The organism is Streptomyces sp., assembly GCF_031181555.1.
GTDB lineage: Bacteria > Actinomycetota > Actinomycetes > Streptomycetales > Streptomycetaceae > Streptomyces > Streptomyces fimbriatus.
This window is the reverse complement of record NZ_JAPSKQ010000021.1, coordinates 25,574-43,367: the sequence shown is the minus strand read 5'-3', so window position 1 is coordinate 43,367 and position 17,794 is coordinate 25,574. Positions and strand designations below refer to the sequence as shown.

14 protein-coding genes and 1 riboswitch are annotated in these 17,794 nt (G+C 74.4%); of the genes, 7 read left to right on the top strand and 7 right to left on the bottom strand.

What is annotated here, in order from left to right; genetic code table 11:
- Positions 1–546 precede the first annotated feature (546 nt).
- Positions 547–1,473 (bottom strand): LysR substrate-binding domain-containing protein, encoded by a 927-nt coding sequence (locus RIM90_RS07325; protein WP_309059754.1) that lies wholly within the window; start codon positions 1,471–1,473, stop codon positions 547–549.
- 101 nt (positions 1,474–1,574) lie between these two features.
- Between RIM90_RS07325 and RIM90_RS07320 the strand changes: the two genes are divergently transcribed.
- The 3 genes from RIM90_RS07320 to RIM90_RS07310 all read left to right on the top strand — a co-directional run bounded on the left by RIM90_RS07320 (position 1,575) and on the right by RIM90_RS07310 (position 4,085).
- Complete coding sequence (locus RIM90_RS07320; protein WP_309059765.1) at positions 1,575–1,940, top strand: nuclear transport factor 2 family protein; 366 nt, start codon at positions 1,575–1,577, stop codon at positions 1,938–1,940.
- A 340-nt stretch (positions 1,941–2,280) separates the two neighbouring features.
- Positions 2,281–3,480 carry a hypothetical protein gene (locus tag RIM90_RS07315; protein ID WP_309059753.1) on the top strand — a complete coding sequence of 400 codons (1,200 nt, stop codon included), beginning with the start codon at positions 2,281–2,283 and terminating at the stop codon, positions 3,478–3,480.
- A gap of 11 nt (positions 3,481–3,491) precedes the next feature.
- Positions 3,492–4,085, top strand: coding sequence for a hemerythrin domain-containing protein (locus tag RIM90_RS07310; protein ID WP_309059752.1), 594 nt, complete (start codon positions 3,492–3,494; stop codon positions 4,083–4,085).
- 63 nt (positions 4,086–4,148) lie between these two features.
- On the opposite strand, the gene RIM90_RS07305 is transcribed toward RIM90_RS07310, so the two are convergent.
- The 5 genes from RIM90_RS07305 to RIM90_RS07285 are packed head-to-tail and all read right to left on the bottom strand — an operon-like array spanning position 4,149 to position 9,369.
- Entirely contained in the window at positions 4,149–4,844 is a 696-nt protein-coding gene (locus RIM90_RS07305) for an ATP-binding cassette domain-containing protein (RefSeq protein WP_309059751.1), read from the bottom strand.
- A complete protein-coding gene (locus tag RIM90_RS07300; RefSeq protein ID WP_309059750.1) occupies positions 4,837–5,883 on the bottom strand; it encodes an ABC transporter ATP-binding protein in 1,047 nt (348 codons plus the stop codon). The genes RIM90_RS07305 and RIM90_RS07300 overlap by 8 nt, the downstream gene beginning before the upstream one ends.
- The gene (locus RIM90_RS07295; protein ID WP_309059749.1) at positions 5,880–6,785 is read right to left on the bottom strand and encodes an ABC transporter permease; all 906 of its coding nucleotides are present in this window, start codon (positions 6,783–6,785) and stop codon (positions 5,880–5,882) included. The genes RIM90_RS07300 and RIM90_RS07295 overlap by 4 nt, the downstream gene beginning before the upstream one ends.
- Before the next feature lie 5 nt (positions 6,786–6,790).
- Complete coding sequence (locus RIM90_RS07290; protein ID WP_309059748.1) at positions 6,791–7,759, bottom strand: ABC transporter permease; 969 nt, start codon at positions 7,757–7,759, stop codon at positions 6,791–6,793.
- A gap of 20 nt (positions 7,760–7,779) precedes the next feature.
- A complete protein-coding gene (locus RIM90_RS07285; RefSeq protein WP_309059747.1) occupies positions 7,780–9,369 on the bottom strand; it encodes an ABC transporter substrate-binding protein in 1,590 nt (529 codons plus the stop codon).
- A 203-nt stretch (positions 9,370–9,572) separates the two neighbouring features.
- A riboswitch (cobalamin riboswitch) is annotated at positions 9,573–9,757 on the top strand.
- Positions 9,758–9,786: 29 nt separating this feature from the next.
- Here RIM90_RS07285 and RIM90_RS07280 point away from each other — a divergent pair.
- Genes RIM90_RS07280 through RIM90_RS07265 form a run of 4 tightly spaced genes read left to right on the top strand, consistent with a single transcriptional unit; the run spans position 9,787 to position 12,535 of the window.
- The gene (locus tag RIM90_RS07280) at positions 9,787–10,494 is read left to right on the top strand and encodes an energy-coupling factor ABC transporter permease (protein WP_309059746.1); all 708 of its coding nucleotides are present in this window, start codon (positions 9,787–9,789) and stop codon (positions 10,492–10,494) included.
- Positions 10,491–10,919, top strand: coding sequence for an energy-coupling factor ABC transporter substrate-binding protein (locus tag RIM90_RS07275; RefSeq protein ID WP_309059745.1), 429 nt, complete (start codon positions 10,491–10,493; stop codon positions 10,917–10,919). Before RIM90_RS07280 ends, RIM90_RS07275 begins: the two co-directional genes overlap by 4 nt.
- A 6-nt stretch (positions 10,920–10,925) precedes the next feature.
- On the top strand, positions 10,926–11,675 hold the full coding sequence (gene cbiQ, locus RIM90_RS07270) for a cobalt ECF transporter T component CbiQ (RefSeq protein WP_309059744.1): 750 nt from the start codon (positions 10,926–10,928) through the stop codon (positions 11,673–11,675).
- A complete protein-coding gene (locus RIM90_RS07265; RefSeq protein WP_309059743.1) occupies positions 11,672–12,535 on the top strand; it encodes an ATP-binding cassette domain-containing protein in 864 nt (287 codons plus the stop codon). Before cbiQ ends, RIM90_RS07265 begins: the two co-directional genes overlap by 4 nt.
- A 57-nt stretch (positions 12,536–12,592) precedes the next feature.
- Here RIM90_RS07265 and RIM90_RS07260 read toward each other — a convergent pair whose 3' ends face one another.
- Positions 12,593–17,740: a DNA repair ATPase gene (locus RIM90_RS07260; protein WP_309059742.1), complete on the bottom strand. Its 5,148-nt coding sequence runs from the start codon at positions 17,738–17,740 to the stop codon at positions 12,593–12,595.
- Positions 17,741–17,794: the final 54 nt, after the last annotated feature.

Sequence of the window (17,794 nt, the reverse complement as noted above, 5' to 3'; positions counted from 1 at the left end):
ACCCGCCGGGTGCCGTGTCGGCCCTGCTTCGTACCAGCCGCCCTCGGAGGGGTCGAACGGCCGGTGGAGCCCCACGAGTGCGGCGACCGGGCGAGGGTCCCAGCCGGGCAGCAGCACCCGGTAGTCGTCGGCCAGTCCGCGGAAGACGAGGTGGGCCCGGCCCGCCCCGTCGCGCCAGGTGACGCGGCGGGGCGGACCGAACCCGCCATCGCCCTCGTCCAGGAGGGAGGTGATCCCCCGACACCAGGCTGACCGGAAGTCCCACCGGCCACCACACCAGGTGGACCCGGTAGCCCCGCGGGACAGGGCCCGCGGCCGGTTCCGCGGTCCACCGCGTCCGGCTCCACCGCAGGGGGTGGCGGCGCCGCAACGTGATCCGCCCGAGCGGCGGGCCGGACGGGTCCTCGACCCGGTAGACGGCGGGATGCCCGCTCACGCGCGGGCCCAGAGGCCGCTCGGTGATCACCCGGGCCAGCGGTGCCTGCCCTTCGCCGACGATGTGGAAGGTGCGGACAGGGCGACACCGGTCGGGTGCCGGTGCTCTCGTCAGGGCTGTGGGAGGCGGCGTGCGGTCCCGGCCCGGCCTCCGTGCTCCGCATGCGGGCCGAAGGAGCGGTGGCAGTGGGTCAGCAGTTCGCGCAGGGCCGGGCTCTTGGTGGGGGCGGAGATCAGGGCCAGGACCGCGGGGATGTCGGCGTCGGTGAGGGGGAGGCCGCGCAGACCCGCGTGGTCGGCGACCATGGACCGGGAGAGCACGGCGACTCCGAGCCCGCGCAGCGCGAGGTCGATCACCGCGCCGGGGGCGCTCGCCTGGAGGGCGACGGTCGGGGTGAGGCCCTGCGCGGCGGCGGCCCGGTCCAGCACCGCGCGGATGCCGGTCCCCCGCGGAAGGCAGATGACCGGTTCGCCGCACAGCTCGGTGAGCGTGATCGCCTCCCGGTCGGCCAGCGGGTGGTCCAACGGCACGGCCGCGACCAGGGGTTCGCTGATGACCGGCCACCCGTCCAGGTCCCGTGGGGGTCCGCCGGCCGCGCCGATCAGCGCCAGATCGACGGTTCCCGCGCGGACGCGCTCCACGAGTTCCGCGGAGTCGTCCTCGACCAGGCTGAGCTCCACGCCCGGGTGGGCGCGGCGGAAGGCGGACAGGGCGTCGAACAGCGGGGTGATCGTGCAGGAGGTGACCATGCCGACCACGAGTCCGCCCCGGACCAGCCCGTTCATCTCGTCGACGGCTTCCCGCAGTCCCTCCGCCGCCGCCAGCACCGCCCGTGCGTGGCCCAGCACGACCTCGCCGACCGCGGTCAGCCCCGCCGTACGGCCGGAGCGGTTGATGAGGGTGGCCCCCAGGTGCTGTTCGAGCTGACGGATCTGGGCGCTGATGCCGGGCTGGCTGATGTGGACGCGTTCGGCGGCGCGCGTGAAGTTGGCCTCCTCGGCGACGGCCACGAAGTACTTCAGCTGCCTCAGTTCCATAACCGCTGATTGTAGAACCGATCGGAACCATTGCTTGGACTTGTGATGGAGCGCCGGCGGAGCATGGTCCCGTACGAACCCGTCCCGTGGAAAGGGTGGTTGTGGACACCTACGAGAAGGCCATGAAACCGGAGGACCTCACCCGGCTCTTCGTCGAGCGCGCCAACGCCGGTGACGCCGCCGGCCTCGCCGCGCTCTACGAGGAGGACGCCGTCATGGCGTACCCGCCGGGCGCCGTGACCGTCGGCCGGGACGCCATCCGCCGGCTGTGGGAGGAGGTGCTCGCCGACGCGCCGCGCTTCGAGCCGGAGGAACCGCTCCCGACCCTGGTCTGCGGCGACATCGCCCTCACCTCGACCCCGCCCCGCGACGGCGCGGGCGCCCGCGCCCAGGTGGTCCGCCGCCGGCCCGACGGCAGCTGGCTGCGCCTGATCGACCAGCCGGAGTTCCGGCCTCCCGCGCGCTGAGGCCCGGTTCGCGACGGCCGTCCGCCGGCACTGCCCCCGACGGGGCACCGGACACGACGTGGCGCGTGCGGCGTCGCCGCACGCGCCCGCCCCACCGGCTCGGACGGCTCCTCCAGCCGGTGGGGCCCGGCGGACCGCGTGCCGTCCCGCTCACGGCACTCCCCCGCCGTCCGGGCCCGGCCCCTCGCCGGATTCGCCCGATTAGCCCATACGCGCGCCTGCGGTGGCGAGGCGTCCGGGGCGGCCGAAGCATGAAGTCGGTGCCCCCGCGTTCTCCGCGACATGGACGACGGCCACGGGGGTACTCCGCCCACTCGGACTTTCGACGAGGAGAGTGCCCGTGACGTTCAACCCTCTTGAGCAGCGGGGCATCCCGCTGGACCGCCAGCTGCGGAACTGGCGGGAACTCGACGTCCCCCCGATCGATCCGGACCGCTGCGACCCGTACACCCGGTGCCGCATCATCACGATGAACGGCATCGAGGTGGAGGCGATCCTGTTCAGCCACCAGCTCGCCCGTCACACGGCCGACCCCGAGATCAAGCGGCAGCTGGCCCAGGTCCGGTACATCGAGGCGCAGCAGCAGAAGGTGGTGAACTGGCTCCTCCCCGGTGTCTCCTCCGTACTGGAGACGACGATCGCCTACGAGCAGGTCGCGGTGGACCTGACGGCGTGGGTGGCGCGGATGGAGCCGGACCCGTACCTGAAACAGGCGTACCAGTTCGGCGTGCTGGAGGACTTCGACCACCTGTACCGGTACGCGAACCTGTACGAGATGATCGAGCACCGCAAGGCGGAGTCGATCGTCGACAACCTGACCGAGGTCATGCCCGGCCGGCCCACGAGGTTCCACCACCGCGACCCGGTCGACAACGTCCGCGACCCCTACGCCAAGGACGAGACGAACCCGCTGTCGAAGCTGCACGCGCTGACGATCATGTCGGCGGAGCAGCAGACCATGAACTTCTACATGAACACCGGCCCCACCTACATGGAGCCGATCGCCCGCCAGCTCTACCAGGAGATCGGGCTGATCGAGGAGGAGCACGTCACCCACTACGAGTCGCTGGTCGACCCGGGCGAGACCTGGTGGGAGCAGCTGGTCAACCACGAGTACAACGAGTGCTACCTGTACTACTCCTTCATGGAGCAGGAGAGCGATCCCAGGGTCAAGGCGATCTGGGAGCTGCACCTGAACATGGAGCTGGAGCACCTGCACCTCGCCTGCGACCTGATGCGCCGCCACGACGGCCGCGACCCCGCCTCGGTGCTGGCCCCCGAGCTGCCCAACGTGCTCACCTTCGAGCCGAACAAGCAGTACCTGCGCGAACTGCTCGACACCCAGATGGACCTGACCACGCTCGGCGCCGGCTACGTCCGTGAGGCGCACGAGCGGTTCGAGAGGATGCAGGAGCAGATCCACGGCGGGGAGGCACCGCCGAGCGACCGGGTGATCACCGAGCACGGCGAGATGTTCGGCCGCGAGTACCGCGTCCAGACCGAGGGCGAGCACCCCGACCCCGCACAGCGCGAGAAGTAGGGGAGGCCGAGATGTCCGAGCTGAAGACTCCGCACGCCGGGGACGACAGGGCGAAGGACGACGACGTCGTCGCGCTGCTGATGCGCCAGCACGGCGACATCCGCAACCTCTTCGACGAGGTCGAGGCCGCCGAGGGCGAGGAGCGCCGGGACGCCTTCCGCCGCCTGGTGCGGCTGCTGGCCGTGCACGAGACCGCCGAGGAGGAGGTCGTCCACCCCTTCGCCCGCCGTCGCCTCCCCGGCGGCGAGCAGGTCGTCGAGGATCGGCTCGCCGAGGAGAAGGCGGCCAAGGAGACCCTCGCCGCCCTGGACGAGATGGACACCGACGACCCGGAGTTCCTGCCGCGTCTCATGAAGCTCCGCGCGGACGTGCAGGAGCACGCCCGCGCGGAGGAGCGCTACGAGTTCACCCACATCCGCCGCAGCACCGACGTGACCGGCCTGGCCGCGATGGCGAAAGCCGTCAAGGCCGCCGAGGCCATGGCGCCCACCCGGCCCCACCCGGGCGTCGAGTCCGGTGCGAAGAACATGGCCCTCGGACCGGTCGCCGCCCTCATGGACCGCACCAAGGACGCCGTCCGCAAGGCCATGGGCAGCGGCGGCTGACCGACGGGGCCGCGGCCGGCCGGGCGCAGCGGACGCGCCGGCCGCCCCGCGTACGGGTGCCGGTCACCGGCCAGGGGTGGCCGGCACCGCCCCTTCCTTCCCGGCGGGCGCCACCGTGTCCCAGTGGACGGTGCGGTCGCACCAGCGGTCCAGCAGGATCCGGTCGTGGCCCACGGCCAGCAGGCCCGCGCCCGTCGCCGCGCGGTAGTCCTCGACGACCGCGACCAGCGCGGCCGTGGTCGACGCGTCGAGCATCGCGGTCATCTCGTCGCAGATCAGCCAGCGCGGGCGGAGCACCAACGCGCGGGCCAGGCAGGCGCGTTGCAGCTGGCCGTCGCTGACCTCGTGGGGCCGGCGGGTGAGCAGGTCGGGGGTCAGGCCGACGGTGTCGGCGAGTTCGGGGACCCGGGCGGGGATCTCCTCGCGCCGGCCGGTGGCGCGCAGGGGCTCGGCGATCAGGTCGGTGAGGCGCAGCCGGGGGTCCGCGGAGAGGCGGGGCTGCTGGAAGACGACGCCGAAGGCGGTGCGCTGTGCGCGGGGGGCGCGGTGGCGCCAGTGGCGTACGGGCGTGCCGTCGAGGAGGAGGGTGCCGGCGTCGGGGCGGTGCAGCAGGGCGGCGACGCGGGCGAGGGTGGACTTGCCGCAGCCGCTGGGGCCGAGCAGGCCGACGGCCTCGCCGGGGGCGACGGTGAGGGAGGCGTCCCGTACGACGGGGGCGCGCCGGTCGTACCCGGCGGTGATGGCGCGCAGTTCAAGCACGGATGTCCTCCGGGGCCGCGGTGCTGGGGCTCTTCCCGTCGTGGGCCGGGATCGGGTGGTGGCAGGCGACCGGTCCGGTCAGGGGCGCAAGGGTCGCGCAGAGGTCGGTGGCCCGCCCGCAGCGGGCGGCGAAGGCGCAGCCGTCGGGAAGGGCGCCGAGTTCGGGGGGCATCCCGGGGATGGGGGTGAAGGCACGGTCGGGGAGGGCGTCGAGGAGGCCGCGGCTGTAGGGGTGGCGGGGGCCGGGGGCGCCGAAGAAGGCCTCGGCGTCGGCGAGTTCGACGATGCGGCCCGCGTACATGACGGCGACCCGGTCGGCGACGCGTTCGGCGGCGGCCAGGTCGTGGGTGATCATCAGCAGCGCCCGGTCACCGTCGGCGTCGACGTGGCGGCGCAGTTCGTCGACGGTGCGGTCCACCAGGTCGCGGTCCAGGCCGGTGGTGGGTTCGTCGGCGAGCAGCAGGGGTGCCCCGCCGACCAGGGCGAGGGCGGTGGCGGCGCGCTGGGCGAGGCCGCCGGACAGTTCGTGGGGGTGACGGTCGAGGTGGTCCACCGGGAACGCGGCGCGCTCGGCGGCCCGCTCGGCGGCGGTGCGCAGGGCCGCGCGGCCCCGGACGCCGGTGAGCTGGGCGACCGTCTCCTCCAGCTGGGAGCGGATGGTGCGGACGGGGGTGAGGTGGGCGGCCGGGCTCTGCGGGACGAGACCGATCCGGCGGCCCCGCACGGTGCGGGCGAGGGTGCGCTCGTCGGCGGTGAGCAGGTCGAGGTCACCGAGGAGCGCGCTTCCGGCGGTCTGCGCGTTGGCGGGGAGCAGGCCGAGGAGGGCGGAGACGAGGACGGACTTGCCGCAGCCGCTCTCGCCGATCAGGGCGAGGCACTCGCCGGGCGCCACGTCGAAGTGCGCGTCGGTGACGGCGGCGATCCGGCGGCCGCCCGGCAGCAGGAAGCGCACCGACAGTCCGCGGACCGACAGCACGGGAGGCCGCCCGGTCCGCCCGGACCGGGTGGTTCGCTCGGTTCGCTCGGTTCGCTGGGTCACAGCATCAGCTCCGATCGGCGCCGCGGGTTGATCCGCTCGCGCCAGACTCCGGCGAGCCCGGCGATGGCGAGGGTGGGGATGATCAGGAACAGGCCGGGGAAGAGGGTGGGCCACCACTGTCCGGCGAGCAGGGAGCCGCGGGCGCCCTGGATGAGGGTGCCGAGGCTGGCCGTGTGGGTGGGCAGGCCGAGGCCGAGGAAGGACAGCGCCGACTCGTGCCACATGGCGTGCGGGATCATCAGGACGGCGGCGAGCCCGGCCTGGGGCAGCACGCCGGGCAGCAGGTGCCGGACCGCCACCCGCCACCGGGAGGCACCGCCGGAGACGGCCGCGTCGATGTACGGGCGGGAGCGCAGCGAGAGGACCTCGGCGCGCACGATACGGGCCGTGGACAGCCAGTGCGTGAGGGCGACCGAGACCACCACGGGCCAGACGCCCGGCCGGAACATGGCGACGATGAAGATGCCGAGCAGCAGGTGCGGGACGGACGACACGGTGTCGACCAGCCGCATGACGGCGCGGTCGACCCAGCCGCCGAGGGCCCCGGCGGTGGCTCCGACGGCGGTGCCGATCACGGTGGCGGTGAGCGCGGCCACCACGCCGACGAGCAGGGAGACGCGCAGGCCGTAGACGCAGCGCAGCAGCAGGTCACGGCCGACGTCGTCGGTGCCGAAGGGGTGGGACCAGCCGGGCGGCAGGAGTTTGGCGGACAGGTCGACGGCCTGCTGGTCGAGCTGGACCAGCGGCGGGACGAGCAGCACCGCCAGGGCGGTCACGGCGACCAGTGCGGCGGAGACGCGCAGCCGGAGGGTGTGGGTGGAGCGGCGGGCGGCGCCGTGCCCGCGCCACGCGGCCCCGGCCGCGCCGGTGGCGTTCGTCTTCTCGACGGTGGTGTCAGCCATGGGGATCACATCTCACTCAGCTTCACCCTCGGGTCGGTCAGTCCGTACAGCAGGTCGGCGAGCAGGTTTCCGGCGAGGACGGCGGCGGTGGCGAGGGTGGTGAGCGCGGCCAGCAGCGGGAAGTCGACGGCGGTGGCCGCCTCCACGGTGGCCGCCGCGATGCCGGGCCAGCTGAAGACGCTCTCCACCAGCAGGGCGCCGGTGATGAGTTCGGGGACGCGGGAGCCGATCAGGGTGAGGACCGGCAGCAGTCCGGAGCGCAGGGCGTGGCCGAGCAGGACGGTGCGTTCGCTCAGGCCGCGGGCCCGGGCGCCGCGCACCGGGTCCTCGGCGAGCGCGTCGCCGACGCCCTGGCGGACGTAGAGCGTGAACCAGGGCAGCTGGGAGACGGCGAGGACACCGGCGGGCAGCACGAGGTGGCTCAGGAGCTGTCCGGCGGTGACGTGCTCGCTGCCGGTGTCGGTGAGGCCGCCGGCCGGGAGGACGTCCAGTTTCAGGGCGAACAGCCAGATGGCGAGCAGGGCGATCCAGAAGACCGGCGCGGCCTCCAGCGCGTAGGCGAGGGAGGTGACGGCGCGGTCGAGCGGCGAGCCGGGGCGGCGGGCCGCGAGGACGCCGAGCACGGTGCCGAGCAGGACGGCGACGGCGAACGCGACGGCGCACAGCAGCGCCGACCACACCAGCCGTTCCCCGATCACCTCGGCCACGGGCTGCCGCATGACGCTGGACTGGCCGAAGTCGCCGCCGGCCGCGGAGGTCAGCCACTCCCACCAGCGTTCGGCGAAGGGCCGGTCCACGCCGAGGTTCTCCCGCAGCCGGTCCAGGGTCTCCTGGTCGGCGCCGAGCGCGGCGGTGCCCGCGTACGCCTTGACGGGGTCGAAGGGGGAGGCGGCGGCGATGGCGAACACGCCGAAGGTGACGACGAGGAGCACGGGCACGGCGAGCAGGGCCCGCCGTGCCACCAGACGCGCCATCGCTCCCCAGGGAGGGACCGTCATTTCTTCGGCTGCCAGTCCTCGACGTTCCACCAGGGTCCGCTGGCGAAGCCGTGCTCGTGCGGCTCGGTCTGCGTGGTCAGCCCGTCCCAGCGGTCGGCGAGGACGTACATGTGGTCGATGTGGGTGAGGAAGGTGTAGCCGGGGTCCTTCACGAGCGCGCGCTGGAGGTCGTCGTAGGCGGCCTTGCGGTCCTCGGGGTCCTGGCTGCGGCGGCCGGTGTCGAGGGCCCGGTCCACGTCCGGGTTGTCGTACCGGGCCATGTTGTTGAAGCCGTCCCCGGCGAGGGAGGAGTGCAGCAGGGTGTAGAGGCCGAAGTCGGGGTCGCCGGTGCTGCCGAAGCCCGCGAGGACGGCGTCGTGCTTCATCCGGGGCTCGATGACCTCCCAGGTGGCGCTCTCGACCTTCACCTCGATGCCGGCCTTCTTGGCGTCGGAGGCGTAGGCGAGGGCGTGGTCCTGGCGGACCTTGTCGCCGGAGGGGTAGTAGAGGGTGAACGAGGCGCGGCGGCCGTCCTTGGCGCGGACGCCGTCCTTGCCGGGCTTCCAGCCGGCCTCGTCGAGGACGCGCTCCGCCTCGCCGAGGTCCCGGGCGCGCTCGACGTCCTGGGCGAACCAGGGGTCGTCCAGCGGCAGCGGGCCGTAGGCGGGACGGCCGGCTCCGTCGAGGATCTTGTCGACCATGGCCTCGCGGTCCACGGCGAGGTCCAGGGCCCGGCGGATCGCGGTGTCGCCGGTGACCGGGTTGCCGGTGGGGAGGGTGACGGCGCGGAAGTCGTAGGTCGTCGCCCGGTAGGTCTTCCGGCCGTCGTCGTTCTTGAAGGTGGCGGCGAGGTTCGGCGGCAGGACCGCGCCGTCGAGGTCGCCGGAGCGCAGCCGGGTGGCGCGGACGTCGTCGTCGGCGATGATCGCCATGGTGAGCTTTTTCACCTTCGGCGCGCCGCCCCAGTAGTCCGGATTCGCCTTGAAGGTGAGCTTCTCGCCCTTGCTCCAGTCGGTGAGCACGTACGGTCCGGTGCCGACCGGCTCGGTGTTGAAGGAGCCGGTGTTGGGATCCTGCTTCCCGGCGATGTGCTCGGGGACGATGGGCAGCACCGTGCGGGCGGCGAAGGCCGCGTAGGGGTACTTGAGCGTGAAGACGACCTTGTCGTCGCCGTCCGCCCGCACCTCCTTGATGGCGTCCAGTTCGCTCTTGGCGGTGTTGTTGGTCTTGTCGTCCAGCACCGTGCGGTACGTGAAGACCACGTCGTCGGCGGTGAGCGGCTCGCCGTCGCTGAAGTTCACGCCCTCGCGCAGGGTGTAGGTGTAGCTGCGGCCGCCGTCGCCGACCTCGGGCAGCGCCTTCGCCAGCGCGGGCTTCAGTTCCTGGTCGGCGTCCCGGGCGAGCAGTCCGTCGAAGATCTTGGAATTGCCGTCCTTGCCGTAGCCGAGCAGCGGGCTGAGGGTGTCCGGCTCGGAGGCGACGCCGATCACCACGGAATCGGCGGGCGCGCCGCCGTCCGTGCCGCCGCCGCCCGGTGCCGAGCAGGCGGCGACCGCGCCGGCCATCGCCGCCGCGACGGCGGCCCCCCGTATTCGTCGGGTCGTCATCGAACCTCACATCCCAGAGCCCTGATGCCTGAAAAACGCTGTTGCATATTAATTGCAGCAAGGCACTACCCAGGACCACCCTCCCCCAGTCCCTCCGTCTCGGCGGGGTGTGCGGCCGGTGTCGGGCCCGCGGGTGTGCGCCGGGGTGCCGGCCGCCGTCCGCGCGCTCCCCGCGTCCGCTTGTCACCGGGCCGGAACGGGCACTACTGTCACCACGCCTTGGTGACGGGAAATCCGGTGCGATACCGGTGCGGCCCTCGCCACTGTGATCGGGAAGTCCGGCTCCAGTCCTCGCGGACGGCCACTGGGTCCCTCGGGACCCGGGAAGGCGGAGCACGGGCGGTGGTACCCGTCAGCCAGGAGACCGGCCAAGGCGCGCCAACCATCCACGAGGTGCTGGAGAGGGTCTGCTGAGCCATGCACATAGCCGAGGGTTTTCTGCCACCGGCGCACGCGGTCGCCTGGGGTGTCGCATCGGCGCCGTTCGTCGTCCACGGGGCCCGGTCGCTCGTCCGCGATGTCAGGGAGCATCCCGAGAACACGCTGCTGCTCGGCGCCTCGGGAGCGTTCACGTTCGTCCTGTCCGCGCTCAAACTGCCCTCGGTGACGGGGAGTTGCTCCCACCCCACCGGCACGGGCCTGGGCGCGATCCTGTTCCGGCCCCCGGTCATGGCTGTGCTGGGCACCATCACCCTGCTGTTCCAGGCGCTGCTGCTCGCGCACGGCGGGCTGACCACGCTCGGCGCCAACGTCTTCTCGATGGCCGTCGTCGGCCCGTGGGCGGGATACGGCGTCCACAGACTGCTGCGCCGCTTCGACGTGCCGCTGACGGTGGCGGTGTTCTGCGGCGCGTTCGTCGCCGACCTGTCGACGTACTGCGTGACGAGCGTCCAGCTGGCGCTCGCGTTCCCCGACCCGGGCAGCGGGTTCCTGGGCGCGCTCGGCAAGTTCGGCTCCGTCTTCGCCGTCACGCAGATCCCGCTCGCGGTGAGCGAGGGGCTGCTGACCGTGCTGGTGATGCGCATGCTGGTGCAGTCGAGCAGGGGCGAGCTGACCCGGCTCGGCGTGCTGCCGGCGACGGTCGGCCGGAAGGCGCCGGGCACGGCCGGGGCGGTGGGCCGGTGAGCCGCAACGCGAAGATCAACACCCTGCTGCTGCTCCTCGTCGCCGCACTCGCCGTGCTGCCCCTGGCACTCGGGCTCGGTGACCACAAGGAGGAGCCGTTCGCGGGCGCCGACGGCGAGGCGGAGACCGCGATCACCGAGATCGACCCGGACTACGAGCCGTGGTTCTCGCCGCTGTACGAACCGCCGTCCGGCGAGATCGAGTCGGCGCTGTTCGCCCTCCAGGCGGCGATCGGCGCGGGCGTCCTCGCGTACTGCTTCGGAGTGTGGCGGGGGCGGCGGCAGGGCGAGGCGCGGGCGTCGGCCCGGCTGACGGCCGGGGCGGACCCCGGCGGCGGGTCGGCGGTGGATCCCGCGCGGCCGGACGCGGACGCCGAAGCCGGCGCGGGCGCCGGTGGCGGGGTTCCCTCCGAACGACGGGGCTGAGGTCCCTTGCTGCCGATCGACGCGGCGGCGCACGGCAGTCGCTGGCGCCGCCGTCACCCCGTGGACAAGGCCGTGCTCGGGCTGGGTCTGACCGCGCTCGCGGTTTCGCTGCCGCCCTGGCCTGGCGCGGCCCTGGTGCTGCTGACCGCGCTCGCGGTGCTGCTGGGCCCGGCGGGAGTGCCCGGCCGGCGGCTGTGGCGCGCCTGCCGGGTGCCCCTGGGCTTCTGCGTCACCGGTGCGCTGACGCTGCTCGTCCAGGTGGGCGGACCCGGCGGGTGGGTGTCCCTGGCCGAGGACGGGCCGGTGCGCGCCGGGGAGCTGGTGCTGCGCACGTCGGCGGCCTCCCTCGGGGTGCTGCTGTTCGCCTTCACCACCCCGATGTCCGACCTGCTGCCGCGCCTGGTCGGCGCCGGGGTGCCCGCGCCGATCGTCGACGTGGCGCTGGTGACGTACCGCATGAGCTTCCTGCTGCTGGACTCGGTGCGCCGGGTGCGTCAGGCGCAGGCGGCCCGGCTCGGACACACCACCCGCTCCGCGTCCTGGCGTTCGCTCGGCGGGCTCGGCGCCACCGCGTTCGTCCGGGCCTTCGACCGGGCGGCGCGGTTGCAGACCGGGCTCGCCGGGCGCGGCTACGACGGCACCCTGCGCGTCCTGGTGCCCGAGGCCCGGGTCTCCGTCCGCTTCACGGCCGCGAGCGCGGCGCTCCTCGCGGCACTGGCCGCCCTCGCCCTCGCCCTGGAAGGACCCCTGTCGTGAGCGAGTCCGTGCTGGTCGCCCTGCGGGGCGCGTCCTTCGCGTACGAGGACGGGCCGCCCGTGCTCACCGGCCTCGACTTCGAGGTGCGCGAGGGACGCGCGCTCGCGCTGCTGGGCCGCAACGGCAGCGGCAAGACGACGCTGATGCGGCTGCTCAGCGGTGGACTGCGCCCGCACAGCGGTAAGTTGACCGTCGGGGGACGGGCGGTGCGCTACGACCGCAAGGGGCTGACCCGGCTGCGGACGACCGTGCAGCTGGTGGTGCAGGACCCGGACGACCAGCTGTTCGCCGCGTCCGTCGGCCAGGACGTGTCGTTCGGGCCGCTCAACCTCGGCCTGCCCGACGCCGAGGTGCGCGCCCGGGTGGCTCAGGCGCTGGCCGCACTGGACATCACCGCCCTCGCCGACCGGCCCACGCACCTGCTGTCCTACGGACAGCGCAAGCGGACGGCGATCGCGGGCGCGGTCGCCATGCGGCCCCGGGTGCTGATCCTGGACGAGCCGACGGCGGGACTCGACCCCGACGGCCAGGAGAGGCTGCTCGCCACCCTCGACGGTCTGCGCGAGAACGGCACCACGGTCGTCATGGCCACCCACGACGTGGACCTCGCCCTGCGCTGGGCCGACGACGCGGCGCTGCTCACGCCGTCCGGCGCCCACACCGGCCCGGCCGCCACGATGCTGGCCCGCACGGAACTCCTCGCGGCGGCGGGGCTGCGGTTGCCGTGGGGAGTGGCGGTCGCGGACCTGCTCCGTGCCCGGGGGCTGCCGGCCGGCCCGGCCCCCGGACCCCGGACCCCGGAGGAGCTGGCGGCCCTGGTGGCCGCGTCCGCCGGCGGCGGTGACGCGCACCCCCGGTGAGGGCCGAGGACCCGGTGCACGTCGTGCCGTCCGGCGCCGGGCGGGAGCGGGGCGTCGTCAGGTCTCCTCGGGAACCGGCCGGGCCGCGTGGCGGGCCGTCGGGCCGGCCATGAGGCGGCGGGGATCGGCCGCGCGGGTGATGGCCGACTCGACGGCGGCGATGCGGTCGCCGAGGAGGGCGAGGGCGGCCACCGCGCGGGTCAGGGCGTCCTCGTCCGTGCCGCCCAGGGTCCGGGTGCGGACGTGGGCCGCCTTCACCTCGGCCCACCTCTCGGCCTGGGCGGCGGTGAGCGTGCCGCGCAGCTCGGCGAGCTTCAGCAGGCTCGCCTCGGCGCCGGTGGTGAGGGTCTGCGCCTCGGCCGTGTAGTGGTCGTCGACGACGGCGGCGAGTTCGGCGCCGTTCATGACGGGCCGGATCCGCTGGGCGATCTTGTTCATGTTGCGGTAGGAGCCCTGGAGCCGGAACGGCGGTTCGGTGCGGGCGTCGTCGGACTGGGCGGCGGAGGCGATGTAGGCCGCGTTGACGGCGAGGACCGTCCGGCGGGCGGTGAGCAGATGGCGCAGCACGGCCAGGATCCGGTCCAGTTCGGTGGGGGCGTAGGGGTGGGCGAGCCGGTCGGGGCGGGCGGTGGGGTCGCCCTCGGCGAGGCGGATCAGCAGGTCGAGGTCGGCGCGGTCGCGTCCGGCGAGCGGGGCGAGCACCGGGTTGGCGGTGAGCGCGTTCTCCAGGAAGCTGAGGGCGAAGACGTCCTCCTTTCCGGTGAGGACGTCGCCGAGGTTCCACACGTCGGCGCGGTTGGCCAGCATGTCGGGCACCCGGAAGACCTCGCCGGACTCGGTGTAGGGGTTGCCGGCCATGCAGACGGCGAACCGCTTGCCCCGCAGGTCGTAGGTGCGCGGCTCGCCCTCCCACACGCCCTCCACCCGGCGCGTGGCGTCGCACAGCGGGATGAACTTCTGCAGCAGTTCGGGCGAGGTGTGCTGGATGTCGTCGAGGTACAGGAGGGTGTTGCTGCCCGCGGCCAGCGCGAAGTTGATCTTCTCGACCTCCTGGCGCGCGGTGGCGTTCGGCGCCTCGGCCGGGTCCAGCGAGGTGACGGTGCGGCCGAGTGCCGGGCCGCTGATCCTCACCAGGATCAGACCGAGCCGGTGGGCCACGTACTCCATCAGGGTCGTCTTGCCGTAGCCGGGCGGGGAGACGAGCAGCAGCAGGCCGCCGGTGCCGGTGCGGGCGGACTCGCCCGCGGTGCCGAGCTGCTTGGCGAGGCTGTCGCCGACCAGCGGCAGGTAGACCTCGTCGACCAGGCGGTTGCGGACGAACGTCGCCATCACCCGCGGCCGGTGGTCGTCCAGCCGCAGCCGCGCCCGCTCGGCGGTCACGAGGGCGGTGCGCCGGCGCTGGAAGGCGCGGAACGCGGGGACGTCACGCTCCCTGAACTCCGCGGTGCGGGCGAGGAACTCGTCCAGCCGGAGGGTGAGGCGGCGGTCGGTGATCCGGGGATGGGTGCCGAGCAGCCCCTCCACGGTGGCGGTCAGCGGCGCGTCGGACGTGTGGCGGGGCAAATCCGGGCAGAGCTCGGCGGCCACGGCCTCGGCGAGATCGCCGGGGCCGACGGGGGTGCCGGTGGCGGCGGCGTACGCGGACAGCCAGGCCTCGACCAGCTGGCGGCGGGCCGCCAGGTCGTCGAGGGCGGGGAGGTCCTCGTCGTAGGCCCCGGTCGTGACCGTGCCGCGGAACGCGTCGAGCAGGGAGCGGACGCGGGCGGCGACGACGAAGCCCTCGGGACCGGTGGTCAGCTCCTCGAAGAGGTACGCGGCGCACGCCTCCGGCCGTACGGCGTCGCCGCCGCCCCACCGCTCGACGGCCCCGGCGAGTTCGCCGCGCAGCGCGTCGAGGGCGGGCGGCGGGCCGAAGGCGTCGCGGACCCGGGCCAGGGAGCGGGCGCGGCGGGTGAGGTCGGCGCGTTCCTCGGCCGTGGTGCCGTGCGCCCAGTACAGCAGGGCGTGGGCGCGGGCGGCGGGCTCGTGGCGCAGCGTCCCGGCGCCGGCGTACAGGGGCAGGACTGCGGTGAGGATCGCGGTGGCGTCGTGGTCGTGGACGCCCCGCTCGTACCCCTCGTCGTACGCCTCCTCGGCGGCCCGGCGGACCAGCGCGGCGAGGTCGTCGGCGCCGGTGAGGGCGTCGGCGCCGTGCTCGTGCAGCAGGCGGGCGGCGAGGTGTTCGGCGCGGTAGACCTCGGGCGACTCCGACGGCAGGTGCCGGTGCCACAGGGGGCGGGCGGCGAGGAGGGCGGGGTCGCTGACGGGGGCGCGGTAGTCCGTGCCGGTGAGGGCGAGCGCGAGGCCGTCGCCGTGCGGGACGACGGTGAGGTCCAGCGGCTGGGTGCTGACGGCGAAGCGGTGGCCGCCGAGGCGGATGGCGCGTCCGCCGTCCGCGTAGAGGTCGGTGCGGTCGCGCAGGGCGCGGACGGCTTCCTGCCGGGCGGAGCGCAGCCGGCCGTCGAGCTCCTCGGCCCGGACCCGGTCGCCGAGTCCGCGCAGTTCGTCCGCGGTGCGACGGACCTTGGCGACGAGCGGGTCGGAGGCGAAGTAGGTGCTCACCGCGTCGGTGTCGGCGAGCGCGGCGGAGCGCCGGACGACCGTCTCCAGCACGCGGTCGGCGGCGGACGCGAGCTGTTCGGCACGGCGGGCGCGGGCGTCGGTGAGGCTCTGCTTGCGGGCGGAGAACGCCTCGTGGATCTCGGTGCGGCGGTCCGCGAGGGCGCCGAGGACGTCGTCGGACTCGGCGAACCGGGACTCCAGCACCTCCAGCTGGGCCAGTGCGCGCGTCAGCTGCTCGTCACAGGCCTCGGGGGTGTCCGCCGCCGCGAGCGCGCCGGTGACCGTCTGGCCGAGCAGGGCGAGTTCGGCGGCGAACCCGGCACGCGCCTCCCGGTCGAGGAGCCCGCGGCGGCGGGCATCGAGGGTGGCCCGGGCGCGGTTGACGCCGCCCAGGGCCTCGGCGACCCGCTCCAGGACCGCGGTGCGGACGGTGGCGTCGCCGATGTCGAGTCCGGCGACGACCTCGGTCACCGTGCGCAGCCCGTCGGCGAGTTCGTCCAGGCGGGCGGCGACCGGGCCGGCTTGGGCGGCGGTGGTGATCGCCTCGGCGTCGGCGACGAGCCGTTCGACGTCGGCGTGGTGCCGGGCGAAGGCGTCGTCGCGGGCCAGGTGGGCGACCGCGCGCTGTCCGAAGGAGGCGAGGTCCGCCTCGGCCTCGGCGGCCAGCGCGTCGATGCGGGCGTGGTCCGCGTACCGCATGTCCTTCAGGGTCAGCAAGTGCCCCTGGCCGTGGCGCAGTTCGGTGAGGCCCGCGACCCAGGCGGCGGCCTCGCGGGGCTGCTCGCCGCGCAGCCGGCGCACCACCGAGGCGATCCGCTCCGCCGCCTCGTCGAGCGCGTCGGCGGCCCGGCGGGTGAGGTCCCGCACGGTCTCGAACTCGGCCAGCACCTGCTCGGCGGTGTGCCGAACCTGCTCCAACGGGGCGCGCAGGTCACCGAGTTCGCTCTCGCCCAGCCAGTGGTGGGCGTCCAGGGCGCGGACGCAGGCGCCCACCAGCGCCGCGTACACCTCGGTGGTGGGGGTGGTCTCGGCGACGGAGCGGGCCAGCGACAGGCAGTCGGAGATGCCCCGCACGAGGTCGGCGTTGCCGACCCGGGCCAGCGCGCCCTCACCGGCGGGCCGGGCGGCGGCGTGGGTGTCGGAGACGTAGGGCGAGCGCCACAGCTGGAGGGGGTGGACGCGGGCGGGGTCGTCGCCGTCGGGCCGCAGCAGGGCGAGCAGTCCGTCGTCGAACAGCGCCCAGCCGTGGCAGGTCAGCGGGGCGGCCACCGCCTCGCGGATCAGGTTGTACGACAGCAGCAGCCCGCGTCCGCGCTCGGGCGCGTGGAAGGCGTACAGCACGTCCTCGCCGTGGGGCGAGCGCACCTCGCGCTCGAACCGCATGCCGGTGACGTCGAGTTCGTACGTCTTGTGGGAACCGGTGGCCAGGCAGTAGCCGCCGGGGAACACGATGCCCTGGTCCTCGGGCAGCCGGCGACAGCCCTGCCCGATGCCGTCGAGGCGGACGACGGACCGGGTGAGGGTGTGGAAGACCAGGTAGCGGTGCGCGGTCTCCTTGTAGGGCAGGATCCGCAGCAGGATCAGGGGGCCGACGCGCGCGTGGGCGATCTCGGCGTCGGCGAGGGACTGCAGGGGCTCGTCGACCGGTTCGGCGTGGATGCCGTCGGCGGTGCCGGTGTCGTTCTCGGTCTTGACGGTGAGGGTGCCGCCGAGGGTGTCGACGAAGACCTCTCCCTGGACGGAGACGTGCGGGTGGCGGCCGAGGACGTGGTCCTCGCGGGTGGTGAGGGTCCAGCCGATGTCGTCCGGCGGGGTGAGCGCGTGGTCGCGGTCGCCGCGCGCGTCCAGGAACGACGCCCGGCCGTCCTCGGACACCGTCCAGCGCAGGACGCGGATGTCGTCGGCCTTCTCGCCGGTCTGGAAGACGGCGAGCAGCTTGCCGTCGACGCGGCGCAGCCGCAGCAGGCGTGCGTGGCGGTAGTAGCGGTGCAGGGCGGTGAACTCGCGCAGGAAGCCGGGGTCGTCCAGCAGTCCGGGCACGGCGTCGTCGGGCAGCCGGTTCAGGTCGCGGTCGTGCGGCGCGAGGACGTCGCCGACCGCGGTGTCCCCGTCCGGCCGGGGCCGGGCGCCGTAGCCGAAGAGGAGCACGTCGCCCACGGCGACGATGTCGCGGGGCACGCCGGCGCGGTCGGTGCGCAGCCGCCCGGTGCCGGTGAGGCGCAGTTCCGGGGCGCCGAACTCCTCGGCCCTGCGCCGGTTCAGCGTCTCGGCGCGGCGGGCGAGTTCGGCGGCCTGGGCGGCGAGGCGGTCGCGCAGCACCTGGTAGGCGCCGGCGTCGACCGCCTCGGGGCCGCCCGGACCGGACGGAGTCCCGCCCGGGTCTCCCGCGCCGGGCGCCTCGCGGGGCCCGTCCGGGCCGGACCCCGCCCGGGTGCGGCCCGGTCCGGGCGCACTCCCGGGCCGGCCCGCGTCGGCGCTCCCCCGGGACCGGCCCGCGCCGGGTGTTCCGTGGAGGCCGCTCGCGTCGGACGTTCCGTGGAGGGCGCCGGTGCCGGGCGTCTCGCGGGGGGCCGTGTCGGCGGTCTCGTGGGTGCCGGTGGTCATGGCTGCCTCTCGGAAAGGAGCGGTCGGGAGCCGCCGTCCCCTGTGCGGCGGCTC